The organism is Botrimarina sp. (assembly GCF_040219535.1).
Classification (GTDB): domain Bacteria; phylum Planctomycetota; class Planctomycetia; order Pirellulales; family Lacipirellulaceae; genus Botrimarina.
The window spans coordinates 198,885-223,956 of sequence record NZ_JAVJSH010000012.1 but is presented as its reverse complement, the minus strand read 5'-3'; the positions used below and the strand labels follow the sequence as shown (position 1 = coordinate 223,956).

Genomic DNA, 25,072 nt, shown 5'->3' with positions numbered 1-25,072 from the left:
GCGTGAAACTTCTTAGCTATCCGAACGACCGAGCCGGAGCCGGCCCGCCCCCTCTTGCTAGCAACATGCCCAAGCCCCCTTCGAAGAACCGTCCCTCTAAGGACGTCGGCCCCGCTGCGCAGAAGCCGGCCGAGCCGATGGACGTCGCGCCCGACTTCTCGCTCGACGCGCACCACGCGGAGCTGCCGCCCGAGGTCGAGGCGAACCGGCGGGCGATCATCAATTCGCCCACCTACACGCTCGCGGAGAAAGACACCGAGTGGCTCCGCGACTCGTCGATGCGGCCGGTGCGGATGCAGCTGGAGCTGCAGAAGACCGAGGTCCTGCTCACCCGCGAGGGGGTGAAATCGACCGTGGTCGTGTTCGGCGGGACCCAGATCGTGCCGCGCGAAGAGGCGGAGATGCGCCTCGCCCTGGCCAAGGAAGAGCTGGACAACAACCCCGACGACCACGGCGCGCAGCGCGGCGTGATCCGGGCCGAGGCGCGGCTCAAGAAGTCCCGTTTCTACACCGAGTGCCGCGCGTTCGCTCGGCTGGTCAGCCAGCGGTGCCAGACCGACGGCCAGTGCGAGTACGTGATCACCACCGGCGGCGGCCCGGGCATCATGGAGGCCGGCAACCGCGGCGCGTTCGACATCGGCGCGAAGAGCGTCGGGCTCAACATCGAGCTGCCCCACGAGCAAGAGCCCAACCCCTACATCACGCCCGAGCTCTGCTTCCAGTTCCACTACTTCGCGATGCGGAAGTTCCACTTCATCCTCCGCGCCGCCGCTCTGGTGGTCTTCCCGGGGGGCTTCGGCACGCTCGACGAGCTCTTCAACACCCTCTGCCTGCGCCAGACCGGACGCATGCAGGCGATCCCGATCATCTTGTACGGGCGCGAGTACTGGGACTCGGTCATCGATTTCCAGAAGCTGGCCGACGAGGGCGTGATCGCCGACGAGCACCTCGAGCTGATCGACTACGCCGAGACGCCCGAGGAGGCTTGGGGCATCATCGCGAAATTCCACGACGTGAAGTGACCGCGTCGCCCCCCCGGGCTCGAGCCGGCGCCGCACTCCCCTAGCGGGCCGCGCGGCGGCCGGGCGAGGATAGTCGGTCTCGGATCGCCCACCGGAGGCTGTGCACGTGTGCCGCTGCTTGCTCGTTTTGTCGATGCTGCTCTTAGCCCTGCCCGCCCACGGCGCCGAGCGGGTGATGGTCGGCCACTACGCGACCTTCGGCGACCTGCCCGTCGAGCAGATCCCCTGGTCGAGCCTGACCCACCTGTGCCACGCGTTCCTGCGGGTCGACGCCGACGGCAAGCCGATCGGGACCGACGCGGTGCCCAACCCGGCCCTGACCGCCGACGGGCGCCGCGCCGGCGTGCCCGTGCTGATGACGATCGGCGGCGGCGCGACGGTCAAGGGTCTCGCCGTCGTGGCCGCCGACGAGCAGCGCCTGACGGAGTTCGTTTCCGAAGTGACGGGGCTGGTCGAGGAAGGTCGCTACGACGGCGTCCACGTCGGTTGGGAGTTCCCGTTCGACGAAGCGACGAAGCGGGGTCACCAGCGGCTGATCGCGCGGCTGCGGTCGGCGCTGGGCGAACTGGCGGCGCGCGAGGGCCGAGACGCCACCTACTTGCTCACCGCGACGGTGAGCCCGTCGCCGGACTTCGGCCAATGGGTCGATATCGAGCGGGTTGTGGGAGAGGCTGATTGGCTCGAGGTGGCCGCTTACGACATGTCGGGGCCGTGGTCCCGAGTCGCGGCCCTGCACGCGCCGCTGTTTGCTTCCTCGCGCGACCCCGAAAGGGAGTCGCGGAGCGTGGCCGGCGCGATGCGCTACTGGCAGCATGAGCGGGGCGTGCCGAAGGAAAAGCTGGTGGTCGCCGCGCCGCTGTTTGGGCGGTCGATGCCCGTGGCGCGTCCCTTCGACGCGCTCGACCCCGACCAAGGAGACCGCCACCGCGTGCTGCCGTTCTCCGCGGTGCGTCGGCTCGTGGGCGAGGGCTGGTTCGCCGAGTGGGACAACGAGAGCCGCGCTCCGTGGCTCCGCAAACCGGCGCCGCGGGTGAGCGGCGCCGGCGCCTCGCCGCTGACGCCCGTCGACGACGAACAGGCCGACGACGGGCCGGAGCTGATCACCTACGAAGACCGCAACTCGATCCACCTGAAGGCGACTTGGGCGCGCGAGCAGGGGTACCGCGGCATGTCGTTCTGGGCGGTCCATCAAGACCGCATGCCGGACGGGCGCCATTGGCTGATCAACGCGGCCAACAAGGCCTGGCCGGCCGAATGACCGCGGGGCGGGATCGGCGGATTGCTTGGGGTCCCGTGACTAGACCCCCAGGAGCTTCGCCGTCGCGTGCCACAGCAGGGTCCCCTCGCCCGGCTCGGGCGCGGGGGCGTCGAAGCGGATCGCCGCGACGGCGGCCTTCGGGAAGCGGAGCGACGCGCCCCGGTCGCCGATGAGCAACGCGGTGACACGTTCCATGTCCGGGTTGTGCCCGACGAGGCAAACCCGCTCCGCGCCCGACTTGCGGCTCCACCGGAGCAACGCCGGCGCCGTGCCGCCGGGCGTGAGGTCGCGGATCGATTCGAGGGGCGCCGCGGTCGCCTCGGCGATGAGCTCGGCCGACTGCACGCAGCGGACGTAGGGGCTGGTCGCGATGCGCTCGGGCGCGAAGCCGCCATCGATCAGGCGCTCGAGCATCCGCCGGTAGCGCTTCACCCCGTGCGGTGTGAGCGGCCGTTTGGAGTCGTCTGGCCAGGCCGGATCGCCGTAGCGGCCGGCCCAGGCGTGGCGGGCGAGGTAGAGGATCATCGTCAGCGTTCCCGCCAAAGGGCGGCGTCCGCGATGCCGAGCTCTGTCTGCGCGGCGGCGATTTCGGCTTTGAATCGCCGGGCGTCGACAGGATAACCAGCCGTCGGCCGCAAGTCGGGCAGCCGCCGCCGCCAAAACGCGTTAAAAGCCAGCATTTCTACTTCGCGGACCAGCTTCGCGGTCATCGACGCTAGGGCCACCGCCGGCTCGGACTCCCCCTTCGTACGGAATCGGAAGCCGAGCCGCTCGCCCGCCTGGTAAGCGCTTTCGGCGCGGCCCTCTTGGCGGACCTGGACCCAGTGGTCTGGGAAATGGTCTTGGAGCAGCCCCGCGTAACGGTTGCGGCCGCCGTGCTTGTCGAACACGAATCGCCAGTCGGCGTGAGGGTCGGCCGCTCGCTCGTAGACCCGCCGCGCCAGGCCGATCGAGAGGTGCGACAGCGCGGCGCCCTTCGTTCCGTGGCGAGCGATCAGCCGGTTGAACTCCTCAGCGCCCACCACCCGCGCCGCGACGATCGGCGGGGCGAACCGGGCCCCCCCGAGCGCGGCCGCCAGCCGGCGGCGGCCGGCTTCGACTTGGCCGAGGTCGGCGTGGATCGGCAACGGCGGGTCGTACCCTTGGCGCCACGGCGGCGGGGTGGCGTCGGCGGTCACGCCGAGTTGGGCGAGCCACCCGCGCCAGTTGGTCGGCGCTCCCGTGGCGGCGTAAACCGCCCGCTCCAGCGCCGCCAGGCCCCCGCCCGGCTTGTAGACCGACTTGGAGTCGGCGATCACCAGTCGCTCTTCCTCGCCGACGTCGGCCGCTAGAGCCGGCGCGAGCGCGCTCTCTAGCGGCGTGTCGGCGGGGCCCCGCCAGGCGGTCGCGACAACGACCAGCGGGCCCAGGTTCGGGCCGTAGCCGGCTTCGTCGACGCCGACCGTCCATCGGGCTCTGTCGCTTGGGAGCATGGCGCCGATTGTACGGGCGGGCGGCCGCCGCCTGCAGCCGGGGGCTGACCTACGCTTGTGGTGTGCAGCGTCGCTCCGCCAACGCCGGTTACTCGCTGATCGAATTGGTGATCGTGTTGCTGGTGATCGGCGTCCTCGCCGGCGTCGCCGCGCCGAGGCTAGGCGAGGCGTCGGACGCCGCCGCGGTCGAGGCGACCGTCCAGCACCTGAAGACGATCACGGTCGCGGCCGAGATGTACCGGCACGAGCTCGGCTCGTGGCCGCCCGGCGCCCTGCCGGGGCAGATGCCCGAGGGGCTCGACGCGTACCTGCGGCCGGACCTGTTCGCGGCCGCGTGCCCGGTCGGCGGACGCTACGACTGGGACGGCGCCGGCACGGGGACCGTCCAGCTGAAGATCGTCGGCCCGGGGGCCGACGCCGACGCGTTCCCGGAGATCGACGCGCGGATCGACGACGGCGACCTCTCGACCGGCGTGCTGAGCACCAACGCGCTGGGCGTCAACGAACGGCTGCGGATGCGGATGCAGTGACCGGGCCGTGGCCCGCGACGGCCGCGTCGACGGCGTCGCAAAACCGCCCGATCATCTCGGCCGTGTCGAAGCGCTCGTCGACCAGGCGACTGGCCCGCCGGCCCATCTCGGCTAGCTCGCCCGGCGGCAGGCCCCGCGCGTGGTCGATGGCGCCCACGGCGGCTTCGACGTCGCCGTGGGCGAGCGACCAGCCGATCCGCCGCTGGGGGTCGTCCTCGGCGATCAGGTCGGTCACGTGGCTCGGCTTGGGCCCCACGTACAACACCGGTCGGCCGAGCGCCAACGCGCCGTAGACCTTGCACGGGTGCACGCAGCCGACGACCGCTTCGCCCAGCGTGACCACGTGCAGGTCGGCCGCCGACAGCGAGTAGCGGATCGTGTCGCGGGGCTGGTAGGGGAGGCTCACCAGGTTCGTCGGCCGGTGGCGGGCGAGGGTCTCTTCGACCGAGCGCTTCCGCACGCCGCCGCCGACGAACAGGAACACCAGGTCCTCGCGGTCTTGCATCGCGACGGCCGCGTCGAGGACGGTCTCGATCGGGTTGGTCAGCGCGTGGTTTCCGCTGTACATCACGACGAACTTGCCCTCGAGCCCGTGCTCCTTCCGCCAGGGGTTCTCGTGGTGGGCGACCGGCTCCTCGTGCTGGCCGTGCGGCCAGGGGGGCATGACCGTCAGCTTCGCCGAGACGTCGAGTTTCCGGCAGAGCCGATCGGCCATGAACCGGTCGAGCGCGACCACCTGCGCGGCCCGGCGGAGGATCAGCCGATTGAACCAATCGAAGACGCGCGCCGAGAGAGCGCCCTCGCGGATCCGGCCGAGCTCGATCATCTGGTCCGGGTTGAGGTCCATCACCCAGTAGGTGATCGGCGCGCGGCGGACCCAGCCGATCAGCACCGCGGCGAACGACGCCAGCGGCGGCGACGTGCTGACGACGATGCCCTCGAGCCGCGGCGTGAAGAGGCCCCTCACGACGGCCTGCAAGAGGAACGCCACCATCCCCGCCAGGCGGTGTGCGATCGTGCGTTTGCCGAACGACGCCAACGGCATCCGGACGACCTCCACGCCGCGGAGCGTTTCGCGGAGCGGGTACCGCTGCGACGGGTCGTCGAAGCCCCGCGCCGAAGTGAGCACGCGCACCGCATAGCCACGCGCGGCGAGCGCCTCGGCGGCGTCGGTCAGGTACTGGCCCACGGCGGTCGGGTCCGGCGCGTAGACCTGCGTGAGGACGAGCAAGCGGCCCCGCGCGCCGGCTTGGGGATCGCTCGCAGCGTGGCGGCGGCCCGTCACAGCGTGGCGGCGGCCCGTCACAGCGTAGCGGCGGCGCTGTGGGAGGTGGCCTCGGCGCCGGCGAGCGCCAGGTCGTTCTCGACCATCATCTTCGCGAGCTCCTCGACGGTCACCGTCGGCTCCCAGCCGAGCACGCGCTTCGCCTTCGAGGGGTCGCCGAGCAACAAGTCGACCTCGGCGGGGCGGAAGTAGTTCGGGTCGACCTGCACGAGGGGCTGGCCGTCTTCGCCGACGCCGACCTCGTCGACCCCCTCGCCGCGCCATTCCAGCGGCAGGCCCACCTCGTTGAAGCAGTAGTCGCAGAAGTCACGGACCGAGTGCGTCTGGCCGGTGGCGAGCACGAAGTCCTCCGGCTCGTCGGCCTGCAGCATCCGCCACATGCCTTCGACGTAGTCGCCGGCGAAGCCCCAGTCGCGTTTCGCGTCGAGGTTGCCCAGGTACAGCTTGTCTTGGATGCCGAGCTTGATCCGCGCGGCGGCGCGGCTGATCTTGCGGGTGACGAACGTCTCGCCGCGTCGCGGCGACTCGTGGTTGAACAGGATCCCGTTGACCGCGAACAGGCCGTACGACTCGCGGTAGTTGCGGGTGATGTGGAACGCGTAAGCCTTGGCGGCCGCGTACGGGCTGCGTGGCCAGAAGGGGGTGGTTTCGGTCTGCGGCGTCTCGAGGACCTTGCCGTAGAGCTCCGAGCTGCTCGCCTGGTAGAACCGGCAGTCGTGCATGCCGAGCTCGTAGATCGCACCCAGCAGCCGCGCCGCGCCCAGGCCGGTGACGTCGCCCGTGTACTCGGGGACCTCGAACGAGACCTTCACGTGCGACTGCGCGCCGAGGTTGTAGACCTCGTCCGGCTGCGCTTGGCTGAGCACGCGCTGCAGCGAGGAGCTGTCCGCAAGGTCGCCGTAGCAGAGCTTTAGCCGGCGGTCCTTCTCGTGCGGGTCTTGGTACAGGTGGTCGATCCGGCCTGTGTTGAACGAAGAGCTGCGGCGGATCACCCCCCAGACCTCGTAACCCTTCTGGAGCAACAGCTCGGCGAGGTACGACCCGTCTTGCCCGGTGATGCCGGTGATCAGGGCGACTTTCCGCTTGGACGGATTGGCCATCGGGTGGTCTCTGGGGGGAGCGCTGGGCGGGACGGTTGGCGGGCGGGGGGCGGCAGCGGGAGTCGTGACAAGAATCGCCGCTCGCCGGGCGGCGGCCTCCTATCGGTCGGGCGTCAGGACGCCTTCAAACCACGGACCGAGTGCGACTCGTGCGTGTCCCGGGCGTGGCGACGGTACCAAGCATAGGTGGCCCGCACGCCCTCGGTAAGCGGCGTTTGGGCTGTCCAGCCGAGGTCGGTCAGGCGCGACACGTCGAGCAGCTTGCGGGGCGTGCCGTCGGGCATCGACGCGTCGTACACGATTTCGGCGTCGGGGCAAACGGCGTCCCGCACGATTTCTGCGAGCCGCGCGATCGGCAGGTCCTCGCCCGTGCCGATGTTGATTGTCGAGTCGCTGTCGTAATGGTCCATCAAGAACAGGCAAGCGTCGGCCAAGTCGTCCACGTGGAGGAACTCGCGCCGGGGCTTGCCGGTGCCCCAGATCGTGACCGGCGGCGGCGGGCCCCCGGCCGCTCCGGCGGCGGCGCGGGCGTCGTCGAACTTGCGGATCAGGGCCGGGAGGACGTGCGAGTTCTCGAGGTCGAAGTTGTCGTTGGGGCCGTACAGGTTGGTCGGCATCGCCGAGATGAAGTCGCAGCCGTGTTGCTGGCGGTACGCGGCGCACGACTTGAGGCCCGCGATCTTGGCGATCGCGTAGGCCTCGTTGGTCGTCTCGAGGGGCCCGGTGAGCAAGTACTCTTCGCGGATCGGCTGGGGGCAGTCGCGCGGGTAGATGCAACTGCTGCCCAGGTACAGCAGCTTCTCGACGCCCGTCCTCCAGGCCGCGTGGAGCACGGTCGCGTGGATCATCAGGTTGTCGTAGAGGAAGTCCGCCGGGCGGCTGCGGTTGGCGTGGATGCCCCCCACGGTGCCCGCCACGTGCAGCACGTACGCCGGGCGGTTCGCGTCGAACCACGCGTCGACTGCGCGCTGGTCTCGCAGGTCCAGCTCGTCGCGCGTGGCGGTCAGGGTCTGCGAGAACCCGGCGCTCTCGAGGCGCCGCACCAACGCCGAGCCGACCATCCCGCGGTGGCCGGAGACAAACACCGGTAGGCTGCGATCGATCATGCGGGGGGGCGGCGGGCGCGCGGGGGGAGGAGGGAGGAGGGAGGCCGGCGGCGGCGGGCCGGGCGCCGGTCAGTGGCTCGCGAGCACGGCGTCGCGGCTCGCAGCGGGTTCGGGGTCTCCTTCTGCCGATTGGGTTTGTTGCGCGGCGAGAAGGCGCTTCACGCGGCGGATGTCGTCCTCGATGGGCTCCAGGAAGTCTAGCACCTGGGCGAGGTGCTCACTGGTGGGCTTGTCGCCATCGGCCAAACCCGCCAGCTCGAGCTTGCCGACGGTCTCGCCGTCGACCAGCAAGGGCTGGGTCAGGCGCCAGGTCGCCTCGGCGAGGGCCTTGGGTGTTTTTGGTCCGCGCCAGCGTGCGAAGAACGCCTCGTGGACGGCCGGCATGTGGATGGTCAGTTGCAGCTTGGTGATGCCGTAGGTCGGTGCGGCCTCGACGAGCGAAGTCCACAGGGTCTCCCACTCGTGCGATCCCTGCAGCCGCACCGCGCCGGGCGAGACGCCGGCCCCCGCGCCCCGGCCCAGCGGGCGGACGCGGTCCCTGACCAGCGCGAACTCCACGTGGCCGAAGGTCTTGCTGCCGATCAGGAACACGAGGACGAACGCCACCGTGGCGATCACCACCCACTCGTTCCGCCAAAGCACGCCGAGCACCGCGCTGAGGCACGTCACGGCACAGATCAGCACGATGAAGATCGTCGCTTGGCGGACACTCCAGCCCCGCGTGAGCAGCGAGTGGTGCAGGTGGCCGCGGTCCGGCGCGAAGATGCTCCGCCCGGTCAACCGCCGACGCACGATCGCCGCTCCCGAGTCGAGGATCGGCACGGCCCACACGGCCAGCGGCACGACCATCGCCACGAAGGCGGGCGTCTTCGCGTGGGTCTCCATCGCGATCGCCCCGATCACCAAGCCGATCAGCATGCTGCCGGCGTCGCCGAGGTAGATCGTGGCCGGCGCGAAGTTGTAGCGGAGGAACCCGACCAGCGCGCCGGCCAAGGCCAGCATCACAACGGCCTCGGGGAAGTGGCCGAAAAGAGCGTTGATCGAAGCGAGGGTGAGGCACAGCACGAGGCCGATCCCCGAAGCGAGACCGTCGATCCCGTCGAGCAAGTTGATCGCGTTGGTCGAGCCCACGAGCCAGAACATCGAGAACGGCACGGCGAGCCAGCCCAGTGTGATCTCGTTGCCGAACAGCTCGAAGCGGTCCATCCGCAAGCCGAGGTAGACCAGCAGACCCGCGATGGCGACCTGGCCGAGGAGCTTGTAAATGCCCCGGAGGTTGGTCGCGTCGTCGTACACGCCCAGCGCCAAGGTGGCGGCCGCCGCCAGCGCGAGGCCAGACAGCAGGCGCGCATCTCCGCCGAAGAAGGTGGCCGACAACGCGATGTCGGCGAACAAGAAAGCAACCGCAACGGCCGCCAGCGCGCCGGTGAAAACCGCCACGCCCCCGCCGAGCGCGACCGCGTGCGCCTGCACCTTGCGGCCGCCCGGCCGGTCGACAAAGCCGAGCTTGTGCGACGCCTTGCGTACGACCGGCGTGAGCAAGTAAGTCGCGAACCACCCCACCCCAATCGCCAGGAGGTAAGTGGCGGCTCGGTACTCGGAGAAGAACATTGCGGAGAGGTTCACGACAGCGCTTTCCTAGGTGCAGCGTCAGTTGAGCGTGCTGATTCTGCCGGCGGGACCCCGGCGCGTCGAGTCGTTCGACGGCGCCGTCGGGAATCCGCCTCCCCGCGTGTCGGCGTGCCTGCCGCGACCCGCGGACCAAGCCTTAAGGCAAGCCCCGGGCCAATACGTCAGCGGGGCGCCTAAACCCTTTGTTCCACCGGCTTTGGACGCCGCACGCATCGGGAGAGTTGCTCGCCGTTGGTGAAAAAGTGCCAATCTTTTCACCCGGCATGTTGAAAAAAGACAACCCGCCCCGATGGTTTCCGGCTATTGCTCCGGCCGCCGGCGATCGGCAAGAACCCGGGCCGGGGCGCCGCCGACGATCTTACCCGCCGGCGTGTCGCGGCCGACGACCGCACCGGCGGCGACGATGCTGTTTGCGCAGATCCGCACCCCGCCCAGCACGATCGCCCCCGCGGCGACCCATGCGCCGTTCTCGAGCGTGATCGGGCCGGTCTTCAGATCGAAACCGCGCCGGCGGTGATCGTGGCTGCCGGTGCAAAGGTACACGCGTTGCGAAACACACACGTGGTCGCCGATACGCACGTCGGCCAGGTTGTCGATCCAGGCTTCTTGCCCGATCCAGACATGATCGCCCACGGTCAGGCGCCACGGGTACTTGATCCGGACGTTCGGCTTGATCACCACGCCGCGTCCGATCCGCGCGCCGAACAGCCGCAGCAAGGCCGGCTTCGCGCGGGTGACCGGGAACAAGCCCGACTCGAACAGCAGCACGCTCGTGAGATACCAGGCCACCCGAACCGCCGCGCCGCGGCCGGGGCGGTAGTCTCCGGGCGTGTAGCCCGACAGATCGACCCAGGCCGCCTCGGCAGGGGGCGGCTGGGGCGACTCGGCGGGCGGGGCGGTTTTGGGCATCCGCTGGCGGCGCGTTACCGTGCGACCGCGTTGGCTGGCCGGCTGGCCAACAGCGGCTTGATGCTCTCGCGGTCGACGCTCTGGTCGGCCCAGCGGAGCGAGACCGGCTTCAGCTCGGCGTCGGTCACCGCCCGCCAAAGGCTCGCGACCGGCGCTTGTCGATCGGCGGGCAGGGTGATCACCAGCGTGTCGTTCGCTAGCGATGCGGTCACCTTTCGGACGCCCTTCACCGCGTAGAGTTTCCTGGCCGCCTTGCGGGCGCAGGTGGCGCAGTGCAGGTCTTCGACGGTCACCTGGACGATCCCCGGCGCTAGCGGCTGCGGCTGGGAGCCCTCGGCGGCCAGCCCGGGCTGGCTGGCAACGAACAGCACTCCCATCGCGGCGATCGTTAGCCAAGTACGGCGCTGCATCACGACCTCCCTGTCGTCGCAAATCGGTTTGGTAAAGACGCCTGTCACTCGCGGATAAACAGCCCGTCGGCGGCCACCACCAACAGCCCGCCTTCCAGCGACCACTCGCCCCGGACGACCGCCAGGTCCCCCTCTTTCAGGTCGAAGAGCTCTCGGACATCCACGGGCGCCGGCGCGCCGGACTCCCCGGCGAAGGTGACCATAGCCACGGCGTCGGTCTTTCCGGCGGCTTCGCGTGAGCAGAACGGGCAGTCGGCCGCATGGTCGGAACCTTTTTCCGCGGCGTGGGACTCAAACTCGGCCGCGGTGGCCGGATCGACGAGGAAGAACGCGGCCTCGCCCTCTCGGAAGGGGAAGCCTTGGTCGACCGACTGGTCGAACGGGCTCGGCATGCCACCGACCCTGCCCATCACGACGACGCGGCTGTCCGTAGTCTCGGCGTTCGATCCCGGCTTCGCCGCAGCCGTTTCGACGAGGTCGATCGCTTCGGCTGGGGCTTCGTCCTCTGCCGTCGGCTGGGCCTGCGCTTCGTGCCAATCAACGGGCGTGACCGCGCCGGCCGGCTCGACTTCCAGGAGATAGAGATCCCGCAGGGCCTCCACGAGCGCCGGGTCCGGTTTCCCGGCGCCGCTGTCGCAGCCGGCGACGAGCGAGCCGAGTGCTAGCAAGCAGAAAATCGTGCCGTGGCAGGGTCGCATCGGTTTGGGGCCTCTCGGGTCTTGGGCTGCGGGGGCGCCGAATGGGGGCTGCCGGGCTCGGGTAATCATATCGTTTGGCCGGTCTGGCAGGGCGGGAACCCTACCTCGGCTAGCGGCTAGCGGATTTTTCCAAGTTCTCCCCAAAGAATCGCCGGCGGCGCGCGAAGTCCCCACTGTGAGCCCGGTATTCGGCGGGCGTCAAGTTCGGATCGCGACCCCGCGTCGGGGCCCCGTCCCATCCGTCCCAAAACTAGAGAGATCGAGGGGACCCATACCATGATCAAGAAAATCGTCGTTTCTACCCTGTTGCTCGGATTGGTCGGCGGCATCGCGCTGGGCACCGATGCGGACAGCTACGTCACCACCGCTTTCAACCGCGCTACGAACCGAGTCGAGAAGGCGGTGCCGATCGAGTTCCAGCTCGACCGGGCCCGCCACATGGTCAGCGACCTCGCCCCCGAGGTGCGGCGTTCGATGGAGGTGATCGCCCGCGAAGAGATCGAGCTAGAGCGGCTCGCCGAGCAGATCGGTGCGACCAAGGAGAAGGCCGACAAGAGCGAGGAGGAGATCCTCCGGCTGCAAGCGGACCTCGGGTCGGAGCGGGACGTGTTCCACTACGCCGGCCACGCCTACGAGCGAGGCGAGGTCGTTGAGGACCTGTCCCGGCGGTTCACCCGCCACAAGCTGACCGACCAGAAGCTCGAGCACCTGCAGAAGATGCACGCCGCGCGGGAAGGGAAGCTGCACGCTGCCCGCGAGAACCTGACGAGCCTGGCCTCCGCTCAGAAAGAGCTCGAAGCCGAGATCGAGAACCTCGAGGCGCAGCGTCAACTGGTCGAGGTCGCCCAAGCGTCGAGCGACGTGGTCGCCCTCGACGAGAGCCAACTCGCGAAGGCCAAGGGGCTGATCGCCGACATCCGCTCGCGGCTCGACGTGGCGGCGCGGCTCGCCAACGCCGAGGATCACTACCCGAGCCAGATCCAGCTCGACCCGGCCGAGTCGCAGGACGTCACGAAACAGGTCGCCAGCTACTTCGGCCTGGACAAGAAGTCGGACGGGAAGGTGGCCGCCGCCTCGGCGAGCGTCCGCCTGGACTGACGAAGCGATCGCAGCGCCCCGCCCGTTCTTGGCCCGGGGGGCTGACGCTTGTGGCTCGCCGGGCAAACGGGGGCGACCCCGCCGGCGAGCCGCGTGCGTTGGCGCCCGCAGGGAGTCCTCACCCGCGTCGGCCCGACGCCCAACCAGCGAAGCGATACGATGTCACGAGCGCTCCAGGACCGGCCCACACGATGGCACAGGGGGCTCTCGCCCGCTGGCGAAGGGGTGGGCTCGCTGAGTTGGTCGCTGCGACGCACCACGATCGGCAGGCGCCAAGCCGAGGAGGACACGGTGTCGGGTAATGCGGATAGCGGCGGCCCGGTGCGGCATCGGTTGCTGTGGGTCGACGGCGTAGGGGGCTTCTTGCTGATGCTCGCCGACGAGCTCACGATCGGCCAGCCCGGCGGCGACGCCCCGCCGGACATCGCGATCCTCGCCGACCTGTCGCGGCGCCACGCCCGCCTGAGCCGCCGCGAGGGGAGCTACGTGCTGACGCCGTACGGCCCGTGCGAGATTGATGGGCGGCCGATCGACGGGCCGACCCTCGTGCCGGACGACGCCGAAATTTGCCTGGGCAGCGTGCGGCTTCGGCTGCGGCGGCCCCACGCGCTGAGCGCCACGGCCCTGCTGAGCATCGAGAGCGGCCGCCGCACCGCGCCGGCCGCCGACGCGGTGTTGCTGATGGCCGAGTGCGCGGTGATCGGGCCCGGCAAACACAGCCACATCTGCTGCCCGCACGCGACAGACGAGGCCATCCTGTTCCGCGGCGCCGAGGGCCTCCGCTGCCGAGCGGGGGGCCCGCTGACGGTTGCTGGGCGGAGCGTCGAGGGCCCGGTCGTCGTTGTTCCGGGGGAACGAATCGAGGGGCAAGATTTCGCCTTCTGCGTCGAAGAAGTGGCTGAGGTCTGAGGTTTATCCCAGGGCCTCACCCGTCGCTCCTTTTACCTTGTAAAATGATGTTCGCCGCCCCCCTGTGCCGCAAACGTCGTAGCATGCCATCCAACGCGTCGCCCGCCGACAGAGCCGCCGACAGAGCCGCCGCCGACGTGGCCTCCGCTGAGGACGCCGCCGGGCAGGCCGGTCCGGCCGACGCGGGCCGCTCGCCACGCGGCAGCCGCGCCAAGGCCATGCGTTTTCAATACGCCACAGGCGACCGCCCGCTCGAGGGCTACACGATCAAACGCGGCGTGGGCCGCGGAGGGTTCGGCGAAGTCTATTTCGCCACCAGCGACGCCGGCAAAGAGGTCGCCCTGAAGCTGATCCGCCGGAACCTCGATGTCGAGGTCCGCGGCGTGCGGCAGTGCCTGAACCTGAAGCACCCGAACCTGGTCGCCCTGTACGACCTCCGCACCGACTCGGCCGACGACCAGTGGGTCGTCATGGAGTACGTGGCCGGCGAATCACTCGAGGACGCCATCGCGCGCCACCCCGACGGCATGCCGGTCGAGGAAGCCCTCCAGTGGTTCCGCGGCGTGGCCGCGGGGGTCGCCTACCTGCACGCCAGCGGCATCGTCCACCGCGACCTGAAGCCGGGCAACATCTACCTCGAACGGGGCGACGCCCCGATCTCCCAGCGGGTGAGGATCGGCGATTACGGCTTGTCGAAGTTCATCTCCACCAGCCGCCGCAGCGGCCAGACCGAGTCGGTCGGCACCGTCCACTACATGGCGCCCGAGATCGCCGGCGGGCGGTACGGCCGAGAGATCGACTCTTACGCGCTGGGCGTGATCCTCTACGAGATGCTCACCGGCCACGTCCCCTTCGAGGGGGAGAGCGTCGGCGAGGTGCTCATGAAGCACCTCACCGCCGAGCCCAACCTGAGCCGCATCGCCGACCCCTACCGCACGATCGTGGCCGGCGCCTTGGCCAAAGACCCCGAGAACCGGCTGTCGAGTGTCGAAGAGATGGTCGCGCTGCTGCCGGGCGAGTCGTCGCCGGCGGCCCTGACGCCCGTGCCGCCGCCGGTCGAGCAAGAGGTCTGGTCGCCGGTCTCGCGCCCGCCGCACACCGACCACCCGAAGCCGCCCCGCGAGCCGCTCTGGCAGTACGCGGTCGAGCTGTCCGACGAGGCCCGTCGGTGGTGGAAGGACCTGCCGCTGCCGCCGCTGGGGAAGGGGCTCATCTTTTTCGCCACGCTGGCGATGCTGATCGCGTCGGGGGTGCTTTTCGTTATCCCCGTGACGATCGTGCCGATGTACCTCGGTTGGTACCTGTTCTGGTCGATCTTCCTCAAGGGCGACACGACGCCTCCCGCCGCCGAGGCCGCGCCGGCGCAGCTCCAGCGGCCGAAGCCCAACCGCCGCCGCGGCCCGCTTTACGACTGGCGCGAGCTGGCGCGGAAAGAACGCCGCCTCCGCTCGCGGCGGGACAAGGCGACGAGCCTGACCGGATCGCTCCTCGTGGCCGCGCTAGCCGCGATCGTTCTCGGAGCTATCGCGGGGCCGTTGCTCGCGGGCGGCACGGCAGCCGACGCCATGTCGCTCGCGGTCTGGACCGCCGCGGTGATCGCCCTGGGGTCTTGGGGCGTGATCCTCTCCGGCGCGGTTTCCGAAGCCCTGCTCGAAGACCACTTGCCCCGCCGCGGGCTGAACCTGGTCGTCGGGCTCGCAGCCGGCTGCGCCGCCTTTGGCCTGGCCGAAACGATGGGCCTGGCGTTGCCGTACAGCGACGACCTCGGCGTTGAATGGAACGAGGTGCTTCTGGAGGAGGCCTTCGGCTTGGACCTCTACCCGGCATGGGAACGCGGCGCCGGCGCCGGCGCCGTGCCGCTTGTCGCGTCGATGGCCTACTTCGGATTGACCTTCGCGGTCATCCGGTGGTGGAGGTCCACCGACTACCTGCGGCGAACCCGCAACGGCTTCTTCGCCGTCGCGGCGACCGCCCTCGCCGCGTTCTTGGCGGGGCTGGTGACTTGGTACCCGCAACCGCTCGGCATGGTCTTGCTCGCGGGCATTGTCTGCGCGACCCAGACCGCGAGCCCCTGGTGCCCGCCCAGCCGGCGCATCCAGCTGGCCCGCGGCCCCGTCCACGGAGGTCTCTACCATGAGCGTGCATAGCGGCGTTGGCGTCCCCGAAGTGGTCATCTCCTTCGCCGGCCTCGCGGTGCTGGGCGTGTTGGCGCTGGCCGTGCTGTTTGCGGTCGTAGCGGCGCTCAAGCACCGGCGTTGGGGGTGGCTCACCGGCATGACCGTGATGGCCCTGTCCGCGGCAGTCGCCCTTGCCGCCGCGTTTGTGTCGGTGATTCCGTCCACGCGGACGGTCAGTGTGCCGGGCGTCGAGACGCCTGTCTCCGCCGTGCCGGGCGTCGACCCCGAGGCGATCGCCGCCGCCCCACGCATCGCCCTAGACGGGGGGGCTGAAGCCGAACAGACGCGGCAAGATCCGACCGAGGCCGCCCCCGAAGCTTCGATAGGCGAACTAAACACGTCGGACGCGCAGGCCGACGCGAGCCAGGCCGCGGTCGCGGCGACGGACGTCGCGCAAAAGTCGCCCGCCGACGAGCTGGTTATCGGCGAGCCCGCCAAGGCCCGCCCGGCCTGGATCGACCAGCCGCCGGCGGCCAACCAGAAGGTCATCGTCGTCGGACCCTTCACGACACGCACCGCGTGCCAAGAGAAGGCGACCGAGAGCGCCGTCGCGTGGGTCAACAGCCAGGTCGGCGCCGCGTGGCCGCCCCGGCTCGGCCCAATGCCGCCGCTGCCGATCGATTTGGTGGAGCAGGTCACCAAGGCGCGGCACGTCGAAGCACGCGACACGTCCGTCGGCGAGGTCTACTTCCAGTACGCGCTGGTGGAACTCGACGAGGAGCTCCGCACCGACTTGCTCGGGCGAGTCGAGCGGGAGCGGTCGGCCCTCACGCAACAGCGCGGCGTGCGCGTCGTGACGCTGGGCGGCGCGTCGCTCCTGGCGGCGGTCGGCGTGCTGCACATGGCGCTGCGGATCGGCCCGCGTCGCGCGCCGACACCGACCGCCTGATCGCCGCCGCGGTGATTGCGTGGCGACCGCTCGCGGCCGATACTCGTAGCCGGGGCCGACAAGCTCGACCCTCCCACAGAACGGCTCACGCCCACGCCCACGATGTCCGACGCCTGCGCCGACACCGCCGCCGACCCCCGCCCGGAGGCGCTGCTCGTCGCGCAGATCCGGCGTGGCAAGCCCGACGCGTGGCGGCGGCTGATCGACGAGTACGAGGGCCGCTTGCTGGCGTTTGCGCGGAGCCGGCTCGGCGCCGGCAAGTCGTCCGCCAGCGAAGACGTGGTGCAAGAGACCTTCATCGGTTTCCTCACGAGCCTGCCGAACTACGACGCGCGGCGGCCCCTCGAGGGGTGGCTCTTTTCGATCGCCGCCCACAAGCTGACCGACCACCTGCGCCGCGAGGGGCGCCGGCCCGCGGTCACCCTCAGCAGCACCGAGGGGGACGGCGCCGACGACGGCGGCGCGTGGGACCTGCCCGGCTCGGCCCGGAGGGCCAGCACGATCGCCCGCAGCGCCGAGCGCCGCGACCTGGAGGCCAACGCCCTCGCCGACGCCCTCGCCGAGCAGATCGCGCTGTGGCGCGAGCGCGACGACTGGCCGAAGATCAAGACCATGGAGCTGCTGTTCGTGTGCGGCTCGGGCAACAAGCAAGCGGCCGAGGCCGTCGGCCTCACCGAGCAGCAAGTCGCGAACTTCAAGTTCGACTTCCTGGCCAACCTCAAGAAGCGGCTCCGCAAGCAGGGCCTCGACGAAGAGGTCTTTCCGGAGCTGGCGTGAAGACGCAGGGCCGCCGGCCGTCGGCCATCGGCTCGCGCGGAACACACCTCAGGGCGACGGCCGCCACCGCCAACAGCCAGGTGATCATGTCCCCATCCGCGTTCTCTACCGCCGAGCTGCTCGCCTACCTCGACGAGGCCGCGCCGCCGGAACGCGTCGCGCGGATCGAGGCCGCCCTACGCGACGACGAGTCGCTCCGCAGCCGCTTGGCCGAGTTGGTCGCCGGGCGCGACGCGGGGCTGCACTCGCTCGGCGAGGTCTGGCGCCGGCGGCGGCTCACTTGCCCCACCCGCGAGCAGCTCGGCAGCCACCTGCTGGGCGTTCTCGAGGGCGAGCTCGGCGACTACGTGGCGTTTCACCTGAATGAGGTCCAGTGCCGCTGGTGCGTGGCGAGCCTGGAGGACCTCCGCGAGCGCCACGAGGAGGGCGCCGAGCCGGCGTCGCAGCGGCGGGGCCGCTACTTCGAGTCGAGCGTCGGCCGCCTACGCGACTCGGGCGGGGCGGCTAGTTGACCGACGTCGCGGGCCGCGAGGCGACCGCCTCGTGCTCCAGGGCCGGCCTGAGCAACTGCTCGGCGAGCTGGGCCGCCTCGACGAAGCCCGCCCGCCCCGCGAAGGCCTTTCCCTCGGGCGTGATGACGACCGTCGTCGGGAACGCGCGGACACGCAACGCGGCGACTTCCTCGGGGTGCTGGTCCGAGTGCAGCCGCAGCGCGACGAAGCGCTCGTCAACGAGCCGCGCGACGGCCGGCGAGGCCCACGTTTCGCGTTCCATCTTGCGGCAGTAGCCGCAATGTGCCGACGTCACGTAGGCGAGGATCGGCTTGCCGCTGCGCTTCGCGGCGGCAAGCGCGTCGGCGGGGGTCTCGACCCAGCGGATCTCGGCGCCGGCCGTTGGGCGGCCGAAGAACGGGAACTGGCCAACCGCCGACGGCGCGGCCACAGCCAGCGCCGCAACGGTCAGTGCTAGCAGACGGCACACGGCGGGTGGCTCCGGTCGGATCAGTGGCGGCCTAAGGGGAGCCCTCGGCTCGTCCCTAACCCCACTGATCGGCGGCCCGGCGGCCGACGATGAATTATCGCCGGCCGACTCGCAGGGATTACTCCTTAACGGGCTGCTGAAGACGCCGTTTAGGGGTTATCCGCCCTCACCGAACTCGGCGCGAGCTCCTCGCGGCTCGCATGACGCCGGCTTTCAGCCAACGTTTCGACGCCATCCCTCCGTGGCGGCGACGCTGGCCGCTGATCGACCAACGGCCCGCGAGCACCCCCGCCGCGAGAGGGGGGGGCGTGGTCCGCAGCCGGCTGGCTACGGGTTTTGCATCGCTTCTTTGTCCGAGGTGTAGGTCTCCACCTGCGGCTGGTACTGGCCGCTGTCCAGCAGCGCCATCCCGATGAAGAGGACCATGAACACGACCGCCCCGATCAACAGGATCGCGTTGAACAGCTTGTCGTGCTGCAGGTGCATGAAGATGACCGCGACCAGCAGGGCCTTCGCCGTGGCGATAGCCAGGGTGATCGGCATGTCGAGCCAGCGGACGTCGACCGGGTCGTCGAACACCATCGGCAAGAAGACCTGCGCCGGAAACCGCTCGAGGTGCACGTAGCTAGAGACCGCCACGGTGAGCAGCGTCAGCGCGACGAGCGCCGCGAAGGTCGCCCACAGCAGCTGGGGGCTCGTGATGTGGTGCGAGTGAGCGTCGTGCGACATGGCGGTGGGTTATCGGCTTTCGGCTGCCAGCTATCGGCGGGTTTTGTGGTGGGTCAGCCGACGGCCCCTAGCCGACAGCCGGCGGCGGATCACGCTAGTGAATCAGGTACATCAGCGGGAACAGGTAGATCCAAACGAGGTCCACCAAGTGCCAGTAAAGGCCGACGTTCTCGACCGGCAGGAAGTAGTCCGCGTCGAACTCGCCCGCCGCGGCTTTGCCGACGACCCACAAGATGGCGATGATGCCGCCCACAATGTGCACCGCGTGCACGCCGGTCATCACGAAGTAGATGCTGAAGAAGTTCGCCTCGGTGAACTTGGGTTGCCGTGTGGGTGGCTCGGCGGCCGGGGGGGCTTCCGGTCCGGGGTCGGGGCCCGGGTCGGTCAGCTCGCCGCGGGGGATCGGGTTGGGGTTCAACGCGCCCGACTCGGCGCCGGCCGGCTCGCCGACCTGGTCCGGGGCGGCGTCGACCTCGGCGAGGCCCTCGCCGCTCGGGTGGTCGATCGGCGCGATGTCGCCGTGGGGGCTGGCCTCGGTTGCCGAAGCGCCATCGATGGCGCCCTCGGAGTGGCCCGCGTCGTGCACGGCGTGGGCGTCGTGTCCCCCGGCTCGGGCCAGCTCCAGCTCCGTCGGCATGACGCCCTTGGCGAGCACGATCCCGAAGCCGAACGAGAAGATGCACACGCCGATCGCGCCGGTCACCCAGCCCTTCACCAGCGCGTTGTTGCCGGCCCAGCGGGCGCCCCACAGCGCGACGAGCACGCCGATCACGAGCGAGCCGATCGCCAGGCCGGGCATGTAGTCGCCCCAGGTCCAGTCGCCCCAGTAGTTGAAGCCCTTGTGGGTGGCGGGGTCGTAGGAGTACCAGTCGCCGGCGCCGATGCCCTCGTCCCACTTGTGGGTGTACTCGATCGCCTTGACGCCCATGAACAGGGCCGCGCAGCCGAGCGTGAACACGTGGGTGTTGAGGATCGTGCGGCGGTCGCTCCGCATCGCCGCCCGCACGCCCCAAGCGATCGCCAGGCTGCTGGCGAGCAGCACGATCGTGTTGACCGCGCCGAGGGTGGTGTTGAGGTGGGTGTGCGCGTCGACGAACACCTCGGGGTGGTGCCACCGGTAGACCGCGTACGCGGCGAACAGCCCGGAGAAGAACAGCACCTCCTGCGCGAGGAAGAGCCACATCCCCAGCTTGCCGGCCTCGAACTGTTGGTCGAGGTCCTCGAAGTGGTGCGCGAGGGCTTCGTGGTGGTCGTGCCCGTGATCGTGGCCGCTGTGGTGCGGTTCGGTTTCAGGGGGGGCTGCGGTGGCGGCGTCGGCCATCGTGACTGTTCGGGGTCGAGCTTGTGTTCGGAGTCGAGCTTGTCGGACTCACCGCGGGATCCGCGTGGGCCGCTGAGCGAGCGGAGGACACCTCCGCTCGCTCAACGCACTCCGCGGTGCGTGGAACTGCTAGGTGGTCGCCGGCTGGTCGGAGGGCTTCTCGGCGGGCTTCAGCCCCCGCTTCAGGTCGGGGAGCACCTCGACGTAACCCTCCTCGTCCGGGTCGTACACGAAGTCGTCGTACACGTAGGGCGACCCGACCCAGGGCTGAACCTCGAAGTTGTGGTGCGTGGGCGGGCTGCAGCTCTTCCACTCCAGCGTGGCCGCGCCCCACGGGTTGTTCGGCGCCTTCTTCCCGCGGAACAGCGAGTAGATCAGCACGCCGGCCGCCAGGAAGAGCCCGGTCCCGAGAACGACGAAGCCCGTGGTCGACATCTGGTGGTAGAACTGGAACTCCGGCTTGTAGCCCGCGTACCGCCGCGGCATGCCCTGCGTGCCGAGGATGAACTGCGGGAAGAACGTCAGGTTGAACCCCACGAAGACCAGCAGGCAGGCGATGCGGGCGAGGGTCTCGTTGTACATCTTGCCGAACATCTTCGGCCACCAGTAGTGCAGCCCCGCCAGGAACGCGATCAGCGTGCCGCCCATCATCACGTAGTGGAAGTGGGCCACCACGAAGTACGTGTCGTGCAGGTGCACGTCGACGGCCAGCGCGCCCAGGAACAGGCCGGTCAGCCCGCCGATCGTGAAGAGGAAGAGGAACGACAGCGCGTAGCACATCGGCGCCTGCAGGTGGATCGACCCCTTGTACATCGTCGTCAGCCAGTTGAAGACCTTGATCGCCGACGGGATCGAAACCGTGAAGGTGAGCGCCGAGAAGATGACCGCCGCGAGCTTGCTCTCGGTGCTGGTGAACATGTGGTGGCCCCAGACCAAGAAGCCGAGCAGCGCGATCGCCACCGAGCTGTACGCGATGAACGTGTAGCCGAAGATGTGCTTGCGGCTGAACACGGGGATCACCTCGGAGATGATCGCCATCGCCGGCAGGATCATGATGTAGACCGCCGGGTGCGAGTAGAACCAGAAGAAGTGCTGGTACAGCACCGGGTCCCCGCCGAGCAGCGGGTCGAAGATGCCGATCCCCAGCGTGCGCTCGAGGATCAGCAGCACGAGCGTGATCGCCAGAACCGGCGTGGCGAGGACCTGGATGATCGCCGTGGAGTAGATGCCCCAGAGGAACAGCGGCATCTTGAACCACGTCATGCCCTTGGGGCGCATCGTGTTGACGGTCACGACGAAGTTCAGCCCCGTGAAGATCGAGCTGAAGCCGAGGATGAACACGCCCATCGTGGCGAAGATCACGCTCGTGCTCGTCGTGGTGCTGTACGGCGTGTAGAAGGTCCAGCCGGTGTCGAGTCCCGAGGAGAGCAGCGTCGCGACGAAGAACAAGGCGCCGACGCACCACAGGTGGAAGCTGGCCAGGTTCAGCCGCGGGAAGGCCACGTCCTTCGCGCCGAGCATCATCGGCAAGAAGATGTTGCCCAGCGCGGCCGGGATGCTCGGGATGATGAACAGGAACGTCATGATCGCCCCGTGCAGCGTGAACGCCTGGTTGTAGGCGTCCTGCGCTTCCTGGACGCTGCCCCCGACGAGGTTCGGCGTGGGGTTCCAGAGCTCGAATCGCACCCAGCCGGCGTAGAAACCGCCCAGCAAGAACGAGGTCATGATCCCGCACAGGTACATCACGCCGATCCGCTTGTGGTCGAGCGTGAACACCCACGACGCGACCCCCTGCCAGAACGTGGTGCCGGGCGGGTTGGTCAGGTAGCTCGGCCCCTGCGGGATGTCGACCCGGCGGTCCGGGTCCTCTTCGATCGCTTGCAAGAGCGAGTGTTGGCGGGATTGAGAGATCATTTTTTACAGGCTTTAGGCTGAAGGCCGTAGGCTGCAGGGAATCGGGGTGATCGCCGGCGGGTTACGCGGCGGTTCGATTCGTTTGGTTCGCGTCGCCGGACTCGTCCTCGACGGCGCTCGGCTGGTCGGCGCCCTCTTCGGGCTGGTCTTCGCCGTCGCCGGCCGCGGCGCCAGGGGCCGCGGGGTCAGCGGCCGGGGAATCGTCGGCCGGGGGGTCAGTGGCCGGGGAGTCAGTGGCCGGGGAGTCTCCGCTGTCGCTCGCCGGGGCGGCGGCTTCGGCGCCGTTCGCGCCTTCGCTGTCGGGGGCGTCTTGGCCCGGGACGCCGCCCACGTCGGTCCACGTGTCGGGCACCTCCGTGCCCTCTTGCAGCGACTTGATGAAGTAGATCAGCGCGGCGATTTCCTTGTCCTTTAGCTGGCCTTGGTAGCTGGGCATCACGCCCTGGTACCCCTCACGGATCTTGGCCATCGGTTCGAGGATCGACTCGCGGATGTAGTTCTCGTCGACGGTGATCTGCCCCTTGTTTGTCGCTTGCTGGGTGCCGTACGTCCCCTTCCAGGTCGGGCCCGCCAGCTTGGCGCCGTCGAGCGAGTGGCACTGGGAGCAGCCACGGTCTTTGTAGAGTTGCGCGCCGCGTTCGACGGGCGATTCGGACGGGTCGTACTTGTTGGCCTCTTCGAGCCACTGCTCGAACGTGCCGGATTCGTGCACGACGACCTTGGCGATCATCGTCGAGTGCCCTTGGCCGCAGTACTCGGTGCAGAACAGGTCGTAGCCATTCTCGTCCGATCCGGTCTCCGACGGCGGCCGGTCCGGGTCGAACGACGCGGTGGGCGTCTTGGCCTCGAACCAGAGGGTGCTGTACCGGCCCGGCACGCAGTCGCACTTCACGCGGAACGCGGGGATGTAGAGGCTGTGGATGACGTCGTCGGACGACAAGATCAGCTTCACCGGCCGGTCGACAGGCACGTGCAGGTTGGCGTCGATCACGCCGTTGGGGTACTGGAACGCGAAGTTCCACTTCTTGGCGATGACGTTGATCTCGTACGCGTCGGCCGGCGGCGTCCGCAGCTCGAGGTAATAGGTGAAACCGAACCCGAAGATGCCCAACACCAGGAAGCCCGGGATAATCGACCAGGAGGCCTCGAGCACGTTGTTGTGGTGGGGCGTCGATTCTTCGTTGTGGCCCGGCCGCGCGTAGTAGCGGCCGATGAACGCGATCATCATGCCGACGATCAGCACGAAGAAGAACACGCAGATCCAGAGGATCACGTAGAAGAGCCAGTCGATTTGGCCCGCGAACGTCGACGCCTGATCGCGGAACCACACGCCCGGCGCGGCTAGCGGCGCCGGGGTCCAGAGGCTGGCGGTAAGGTTGCTCAGTGGGTTCATGCTGGCGTGGTCGCGGTTACGCGTTGTGGGCGTCGCTGTGGGCGTCGCTGTGGGGCGCGGGCTCGCCCGGGGGCGTGGACGGGGACGACGCTGCTACGGCGTCCGCCTCGCCGGCCGGGTCGGGCGCGGGCGGGCTCGAGCGGTGCAGCCAGTAGGGCAGCAGCCCCGCGGCCAGGGCGACCACCGTGATGCCGGCGCCGACGCTCATCACGCGCCGGGCGACCGGCCCGTAGCGCCCCTCGGTCTCGTCGTAGTGGAAACAGTACAAGATCAGCTGGTCGAGCGGCGAGCCGATCTTGCCGTCGGAGGCCTCGACCAGGGAAAGCCTGAGCGTCTGCGGATCGTACATCACGCCGTACAGGTACCTCGACACCACGCCGTCGGGCGTGCAGACGATCTCCGCCGCGGTGTGCGAGTACTCCTTGCGGTCGGGCAGGTACTTGTAGCGGAAGCCGATCGCGTCGGCGAGCGCTCGGATGTTGTCGTTGTTGCCGGTCAAGAAGCGGAACCCGCCGGCCGCGCCGCCGCGTGCGTACTGCTTCAGGTACTTCTGCTCGGTGAGCTTCGCGCGGCTGGTGGTCTCGAGCGGGTCGACGCTGACGCTCACGACGTCGAAATCCTTGCCGGCCGAGAGCTTCAAGTCCTGCAGGCTCTGCACGAGGCCGTTGAGTTGCAGGCCGCACAGCATCGGGCAGTCCGAGTAGTTCAGCGACAAGAGCACGGGCCGGTCGCCGTCGAACACGTCGGCGAGGGTGATCGCCCGGCCGTTCTCGTCGCGGAACCGCAGGTCCAGCGGGATCTGCGCGCCGGACTTGTCGTCGATCCCGACGCCCTGCATCTGCTCGGGCAGGTCCGAGAGCAGCTGAGCCTGCGCGGCGCCCGTTGTGCCGATCCCCGCTAGCAGCGCGCACGCCAAGACGGCCCTCCGCACACGGGCGGGAGCAGAGCGCTGGTCGGCGGACGGGCTTTTAGCAAGCATCGGGATGGTTCTACGCTCCGGCTTGGCGGCAAGGTGCGGTTACTGCTGGGCCCGCTCGGCGTACTCGTCGACGACAAGCTCCATCGCGCGGCCGATCGGTATATGGTACGCCTGTCCCTCCGCCTCGGGGGCCTTGTAGCTCGTCAGCACCCCGAGTTGGTCGGTATAAATCTTCTCCGAATCGGGGTACTTCTTGGCGATCACGACGCGTTGGTCGAGGTCGTTTTGCACCTGATAGAACAGGGCGGCCGAGACCAGCATCACGCAAACGACAAGCACCACCGACACGAACCCCCACATCAGGAGGGTGGGTGTGTCGATCCCCTCGGGCTCCACGCCGGTTTCCGGAGTGAGCTTGCCGCGGGTGTCGGACTCGAGGGAGGGCGATTCGCTGCTCATGACGGGGCGTGTGGCGGGCGATTCGGCTGGCGGGGCGGACTGGGTCGCGGCGTCGGCCTGATTGCTAACCGGCGACAGCGGGCG

Annotated in this window: 25 protein-coding genes; 9 read left to right on the top strand and 16 right to left on the bottom strand. The window is 69.3% G+C overall.

What is annotated here, in order from left to right; genetic code table 11:
• The first annotated feature begins 65 nt into the window (after positions 1 to 65).
• Positions 66 to 1,022 carry an LOG family protein gene (locus tag RIC11_RS05015; RefSeq protein ID WP_350208971.1) on the top strand — a complete coding sequence of 319 codons (957 nt, stop codon included), beginning with the start codon at positions 66 to 68 and terminating at the stop codon, positions 1,020 to 1,022.
• Positions 1,023 to 1,155: 133 nt separating this feature from the next.
• Entirely contained in the window at positions 1,156 to 2,280 is a 1,125-nt protein-coding gene (locus RIC11_RS05010) for a glycoside hydrolase family 18 protein (protein WP_350208969.1), read from the top strand.
• A gap of 39 nt (positions 2,281 to 2,319) precedes the next feature.
• On the opposite strand, the gene RIC11_RS05005 is transcribed toward RIC11_RS05010, so the two are convergent.
• Together RIC11_RS05005 and RIC11_RS05000 are read right to left on the bottom strand one after the other, a co-directional pair.
• A complete protein-coding gene (locus RIC11_RS05005) occupies positions 2,320 to 2,805 on the bottom strand; it encodes a SixA phosphatase family protein (protein ID WP_350208967.1) in 486 nt (161 codons plus the stop codon).
• A 2-nt stretch (positions 2,806 to 2,807) separates the two neighbouring features.
• On the bottom strand, positions 2,808 to 3,752 hold the full coding sequence (locus RIC11_RS05000; protein WP_350208965.1) for a hypothetical protein: 945 nt from the start codon (positions 3,750 to 3,752) through the stop codon (positions 2,808 to 2,810).
• Between the two features lie 62 nt (positions 3,753 to 3,814).
• On the opposite strand from RIC11_RS05000, the gene RIC11_RS04995 reads away from it, so the two are divergent.
• Entirely contained in the window at positions 3,815 to 4,282 is a 468-nt protein-coding gene (locus RIC11_RS04995) for a type II secretion system protein (RefSeq protein ID WP_350208963.1), read from the top strand.
• Here the strand turns inward: RIC11_RS04995 and RIC11_RS04990 are convergent.
• The 7 genes from RIC11_RS04990 to RIC11_RS04960 form a co-directional block, all read right to left on the bottom strand.
• Positions 4,251 to 5,588: a glycosyltransferase family 4 protein gene (locus RIC11_RS04990; RefSeq protein WP_350208961.1), complete on the bottom strand. Its 1,338-nt coding sequence runs from the start codon at positions 5,586 to 5,588 to the stop codon at positions 4,251 to 4,253. The two genes, RIC11_RS04995 and RIC11_RS04990, sit on opposite strands and share 32 nt — an antisense overlap.
• The gene (gene gmd, locus RIC11_RS04985; protein WP_350208960.1) at positions 5,585 to 6,667 is read right to left on the bottom strand and encodes a GDP-mannose 4,6-dehydratase; all 1,083 of its coding nucleotides are present in this window, start codon (positions 6,665 to 6,667) and stop codon (positions 5,585 to 5,587) included. Before gmd ends, RIC11_RS04990 begins: the two co-directional genes overlap by 4 nt.
• 113 nt (positions 6,668 to 6,780) lie before the next feature.
• Complete coding sequence (locus RIC11_RS04980) at positions 6,781 to 7,773, bottom strand: GDP-L-fucose synthase family protein (RefSeq protein ID WP_350208958.1); 993 nt, start codon at positions 7,771 to 7,773, stop codon at positions 6,781 to 6,783.
• A 69-nt stretch (positions 7,774 to 7,842) separates the two neighbouring features.
• The gene (locus RIC11_RS04975; protein WP_350208956.1) at positions 7,843 to 9,399 is read right to left on the bottom strand and encodes a glycosyltransferase family 4 protein; all 1,557 of its coding nucleotides are present in this window, start codon (positions 9,397 to 9,399) and stop codon (positions 7,843 to 7,845) included.
• Positions 9,400 to 9,705: 306 nt separating this feature from the next.
• Positions 9,706 to 10,314 carry a WcaF family extracellular polysaccharide biosynthesis acetyltransferase gene (locus RIC11_RS04970; protein WP_350208954.1) on the bottom strand — a complete coding sequence of 203 codons (609 nt, stop codon included), beginning with the start codon at positions 10,312 to 10,314 and terminating at the stop codon, positions 9,706 to 9,708.
• A 14-nt stretch (positions 10,315 to 10,328) separates the two neighbouring features.
• Positions 10,329 to 10,724, bottom strand: a complete 396-nt coding sequence (locus RIC11_RS04965) for a heavy-metal-associated domain-containing protein (protein WP_350208950.1) — start codon at positions 10,722 to 10,724, stop codon at positions 10,329 to 10,331.
• A 44-nt stretch (positions 10,725 to 10,768) separates the two neighbouring features.
• Entirely contained in the window at positions 10,769 to 11,422 is a 654-nt protein-coding gene (locus RIC11_RS04960; RefSeq protein ID WP_350208948.1) for a hypothetical protein, read from the bottom strand.
• A gap of 276 nt (positions 11,423 to 11,698) precedes the next feature.
• Between RIC11_RS04960 and RIC11_RS04955 the strand changes: the two genes are divergently transcribed.
• The 6 genes from RIC11_RS04955 (at position 11,699) to RIC11_RS04930 (ending at position 17,784) form a co-directional block, all read left to right on the top strand.
• Positions 11,699 to 12,520 carry a hypothetical protein gene (locus RIC11_RS04955; RefSeq protein ID WP_350208946.1) on the top strand — a complete coding sequence of 274 codons (822 nt, stop codon included), beginning with the start codon at positions 11,699 to 11,701 and terminating at the stop codon, positions 12,518 to 12,520.
• 159 nt (positions 12,521 to 12,679) lie between these two features.
• Positions 12,680 to 13,429, top strand: a complete 750-nt coding sequence (locus RIC11_RS04950) for an FHA domain-containing protein (protein WP_350208945.1) — start codon at positions 12,680 to 12,682, stop codon at positions 13,427 to 13,429.
• A gap of 47 nt (positions 13,430 to 13,476) precedes the next feature.
• A complete protein-coding gene (locus RIC11_RS04945) occupies positions 13,477 to 15,576 on the top strand; it encodes a serine/threonine-protein kinase (RefSeq protein WP_350208943.1) in 2,100 nt (699 codons plus the stop codon).
• The gene (locus RIC11_RS04940) at positions 15,563 to 16,495 is read left to right on the top strand and encodes a hypothetical protein (RefSeq protein WP_350208941.1); all 933 of its coding nucleotides are present in this window, start codon (positions 15,563 to 15,565) and stop codon (positions 16,493 to 16,495) included. Before RIC11_RS04945 ends, RIC11_RS04940 begins: the two co-directional genes overlap by 14 nt.
• A gap of 102 nt (positions 16,496 to 16,597) precedes the next feature.
• The gene (locus RIC11_RS04935; protein ID WP_350208939.1) at positions 16,598 to 17,272 is read left to right on the top strand and encodes an RNA polymerase sigma factor; all 675 of its coding nucleotides are present in this window, start codon (positions 16,598 to 16,600) and stop codon (positions 17,270 to 17,272) included.
• Complete coding sequence (locus RIC11_RS04930) at positions 17,269 to 17,784, top strand: anti-sigma factor (RefSeq protein WP_350208937.1); 516 nt, start codon at positions 17,269 to 17,271, stop codon at positions 17,782 to 17,784. Before RIC11_RS04935 ends, RIC11_RS04930 begins: the two co-directional genes overlap by 4 nt.
• On the opposite strand, the gene RIC11_RS04925 is transcribed toward RIC11_RS04930, so the two are convergent.
• The 7 genes from RIC11_RS04925 to RIC11_RS04895 all read right to left on the bottom strand — a co-directional run bounded on the left by RIC11_RS04925 (position 17,777) and on the right by RIC11_RS04895 (position 24,988).
• On the bottom strand, positions 17,777 to 18,253 hold the full coding sequence (locus tag RIC11_RS04925) for a thioredoxin family protein (RefSeq protein WP_350208935.1): 477 nt from the start codon (positions 18,251 to 18,253) through the stop codon (positions 17,777 to 17,779). The genes RIC11_RS04930 and RIC11_RS04925 overlap by 8 nt on opposite strands.
• Before the next feature lie 327 nt (positions 18,254 to 18,580).
• The gene (locus tag RIC11_RS04920; RefSeq protein WP_350208933.1) at positions 18,581 to 18,982 is read right to left on the bottom strand and encodes a cytochrome C oxidase subunit IV family protein; all 402 of its coding nucleotides are present in this window, start codon (positions 18,980 to 18,982) and stop codon (positions 18,581 to 18,583) included.
• A 94-nt stretch (positions 18,983 to 19,076) separates the two neighbouring features.
• Positions 19,077 to 20,303: a cytochrome c oxidase subunit 3 gene (locus RIC11_RS04915; protein ID WP_350208931.1), complete on the bottom strand. Its 1,227-nt coding sequence runs from the start codon at positions 20,301 to 20,303 to the stop codon at positions 19,077 to 19,079.
• Between the two features lie 129 nt (positions 20,304 to 20,432).
• Positions 20,433 to 22,217, bottom strand: coding sequence for a cytochrome c oxidase subunit I (locus RIC11_RS04910; protein WP_350208929.1), 1,785 nt, complete (start codon positions 22,215 to 22,217; stop codon positions 20,433 to 20,435).
• A 61-nt stretch (positions 22,218 to 22,278) separates the two neighbouring features.
• Positions 22,279 to 23,610 (bottom strand): cytochrome c oxidase subunit II, encoded by a 1,332-nt coding sequence (locus RIC11_RS04905; protein WP_350208927.1) that lies wholly within the window; start codon positions 23,608 to 23,610, stop codon positions 22,279 to 22,281.
• A gap of 16 nt (positions 23,611 to 23,626) precedes the next feature.
• Entirely contained in the window at positions 23,627 to 24,589 is a 963-nt protein-coding gene (locus RIC11_RS04900) for an SCO family protein (RefSeq protein ID WP_350208925.1), read from the bottom strand.
• A gap of 39 nt (positions 24,590 to 24,628) precedes the next feature.
• Positions 24,629 to 24,988: a hypothetical protein gene (locus RIC11_RS04895; protein ID WP_350208923.1), complete on the bottom strand. Its 360-nt coding sequence runs from the start codon at positions 24,986 to 24,988 to the stop codon at positions 24,629 to 24,631.
• Positions 24,989 to 25,072: the final 84 nt, after the last annotated feature.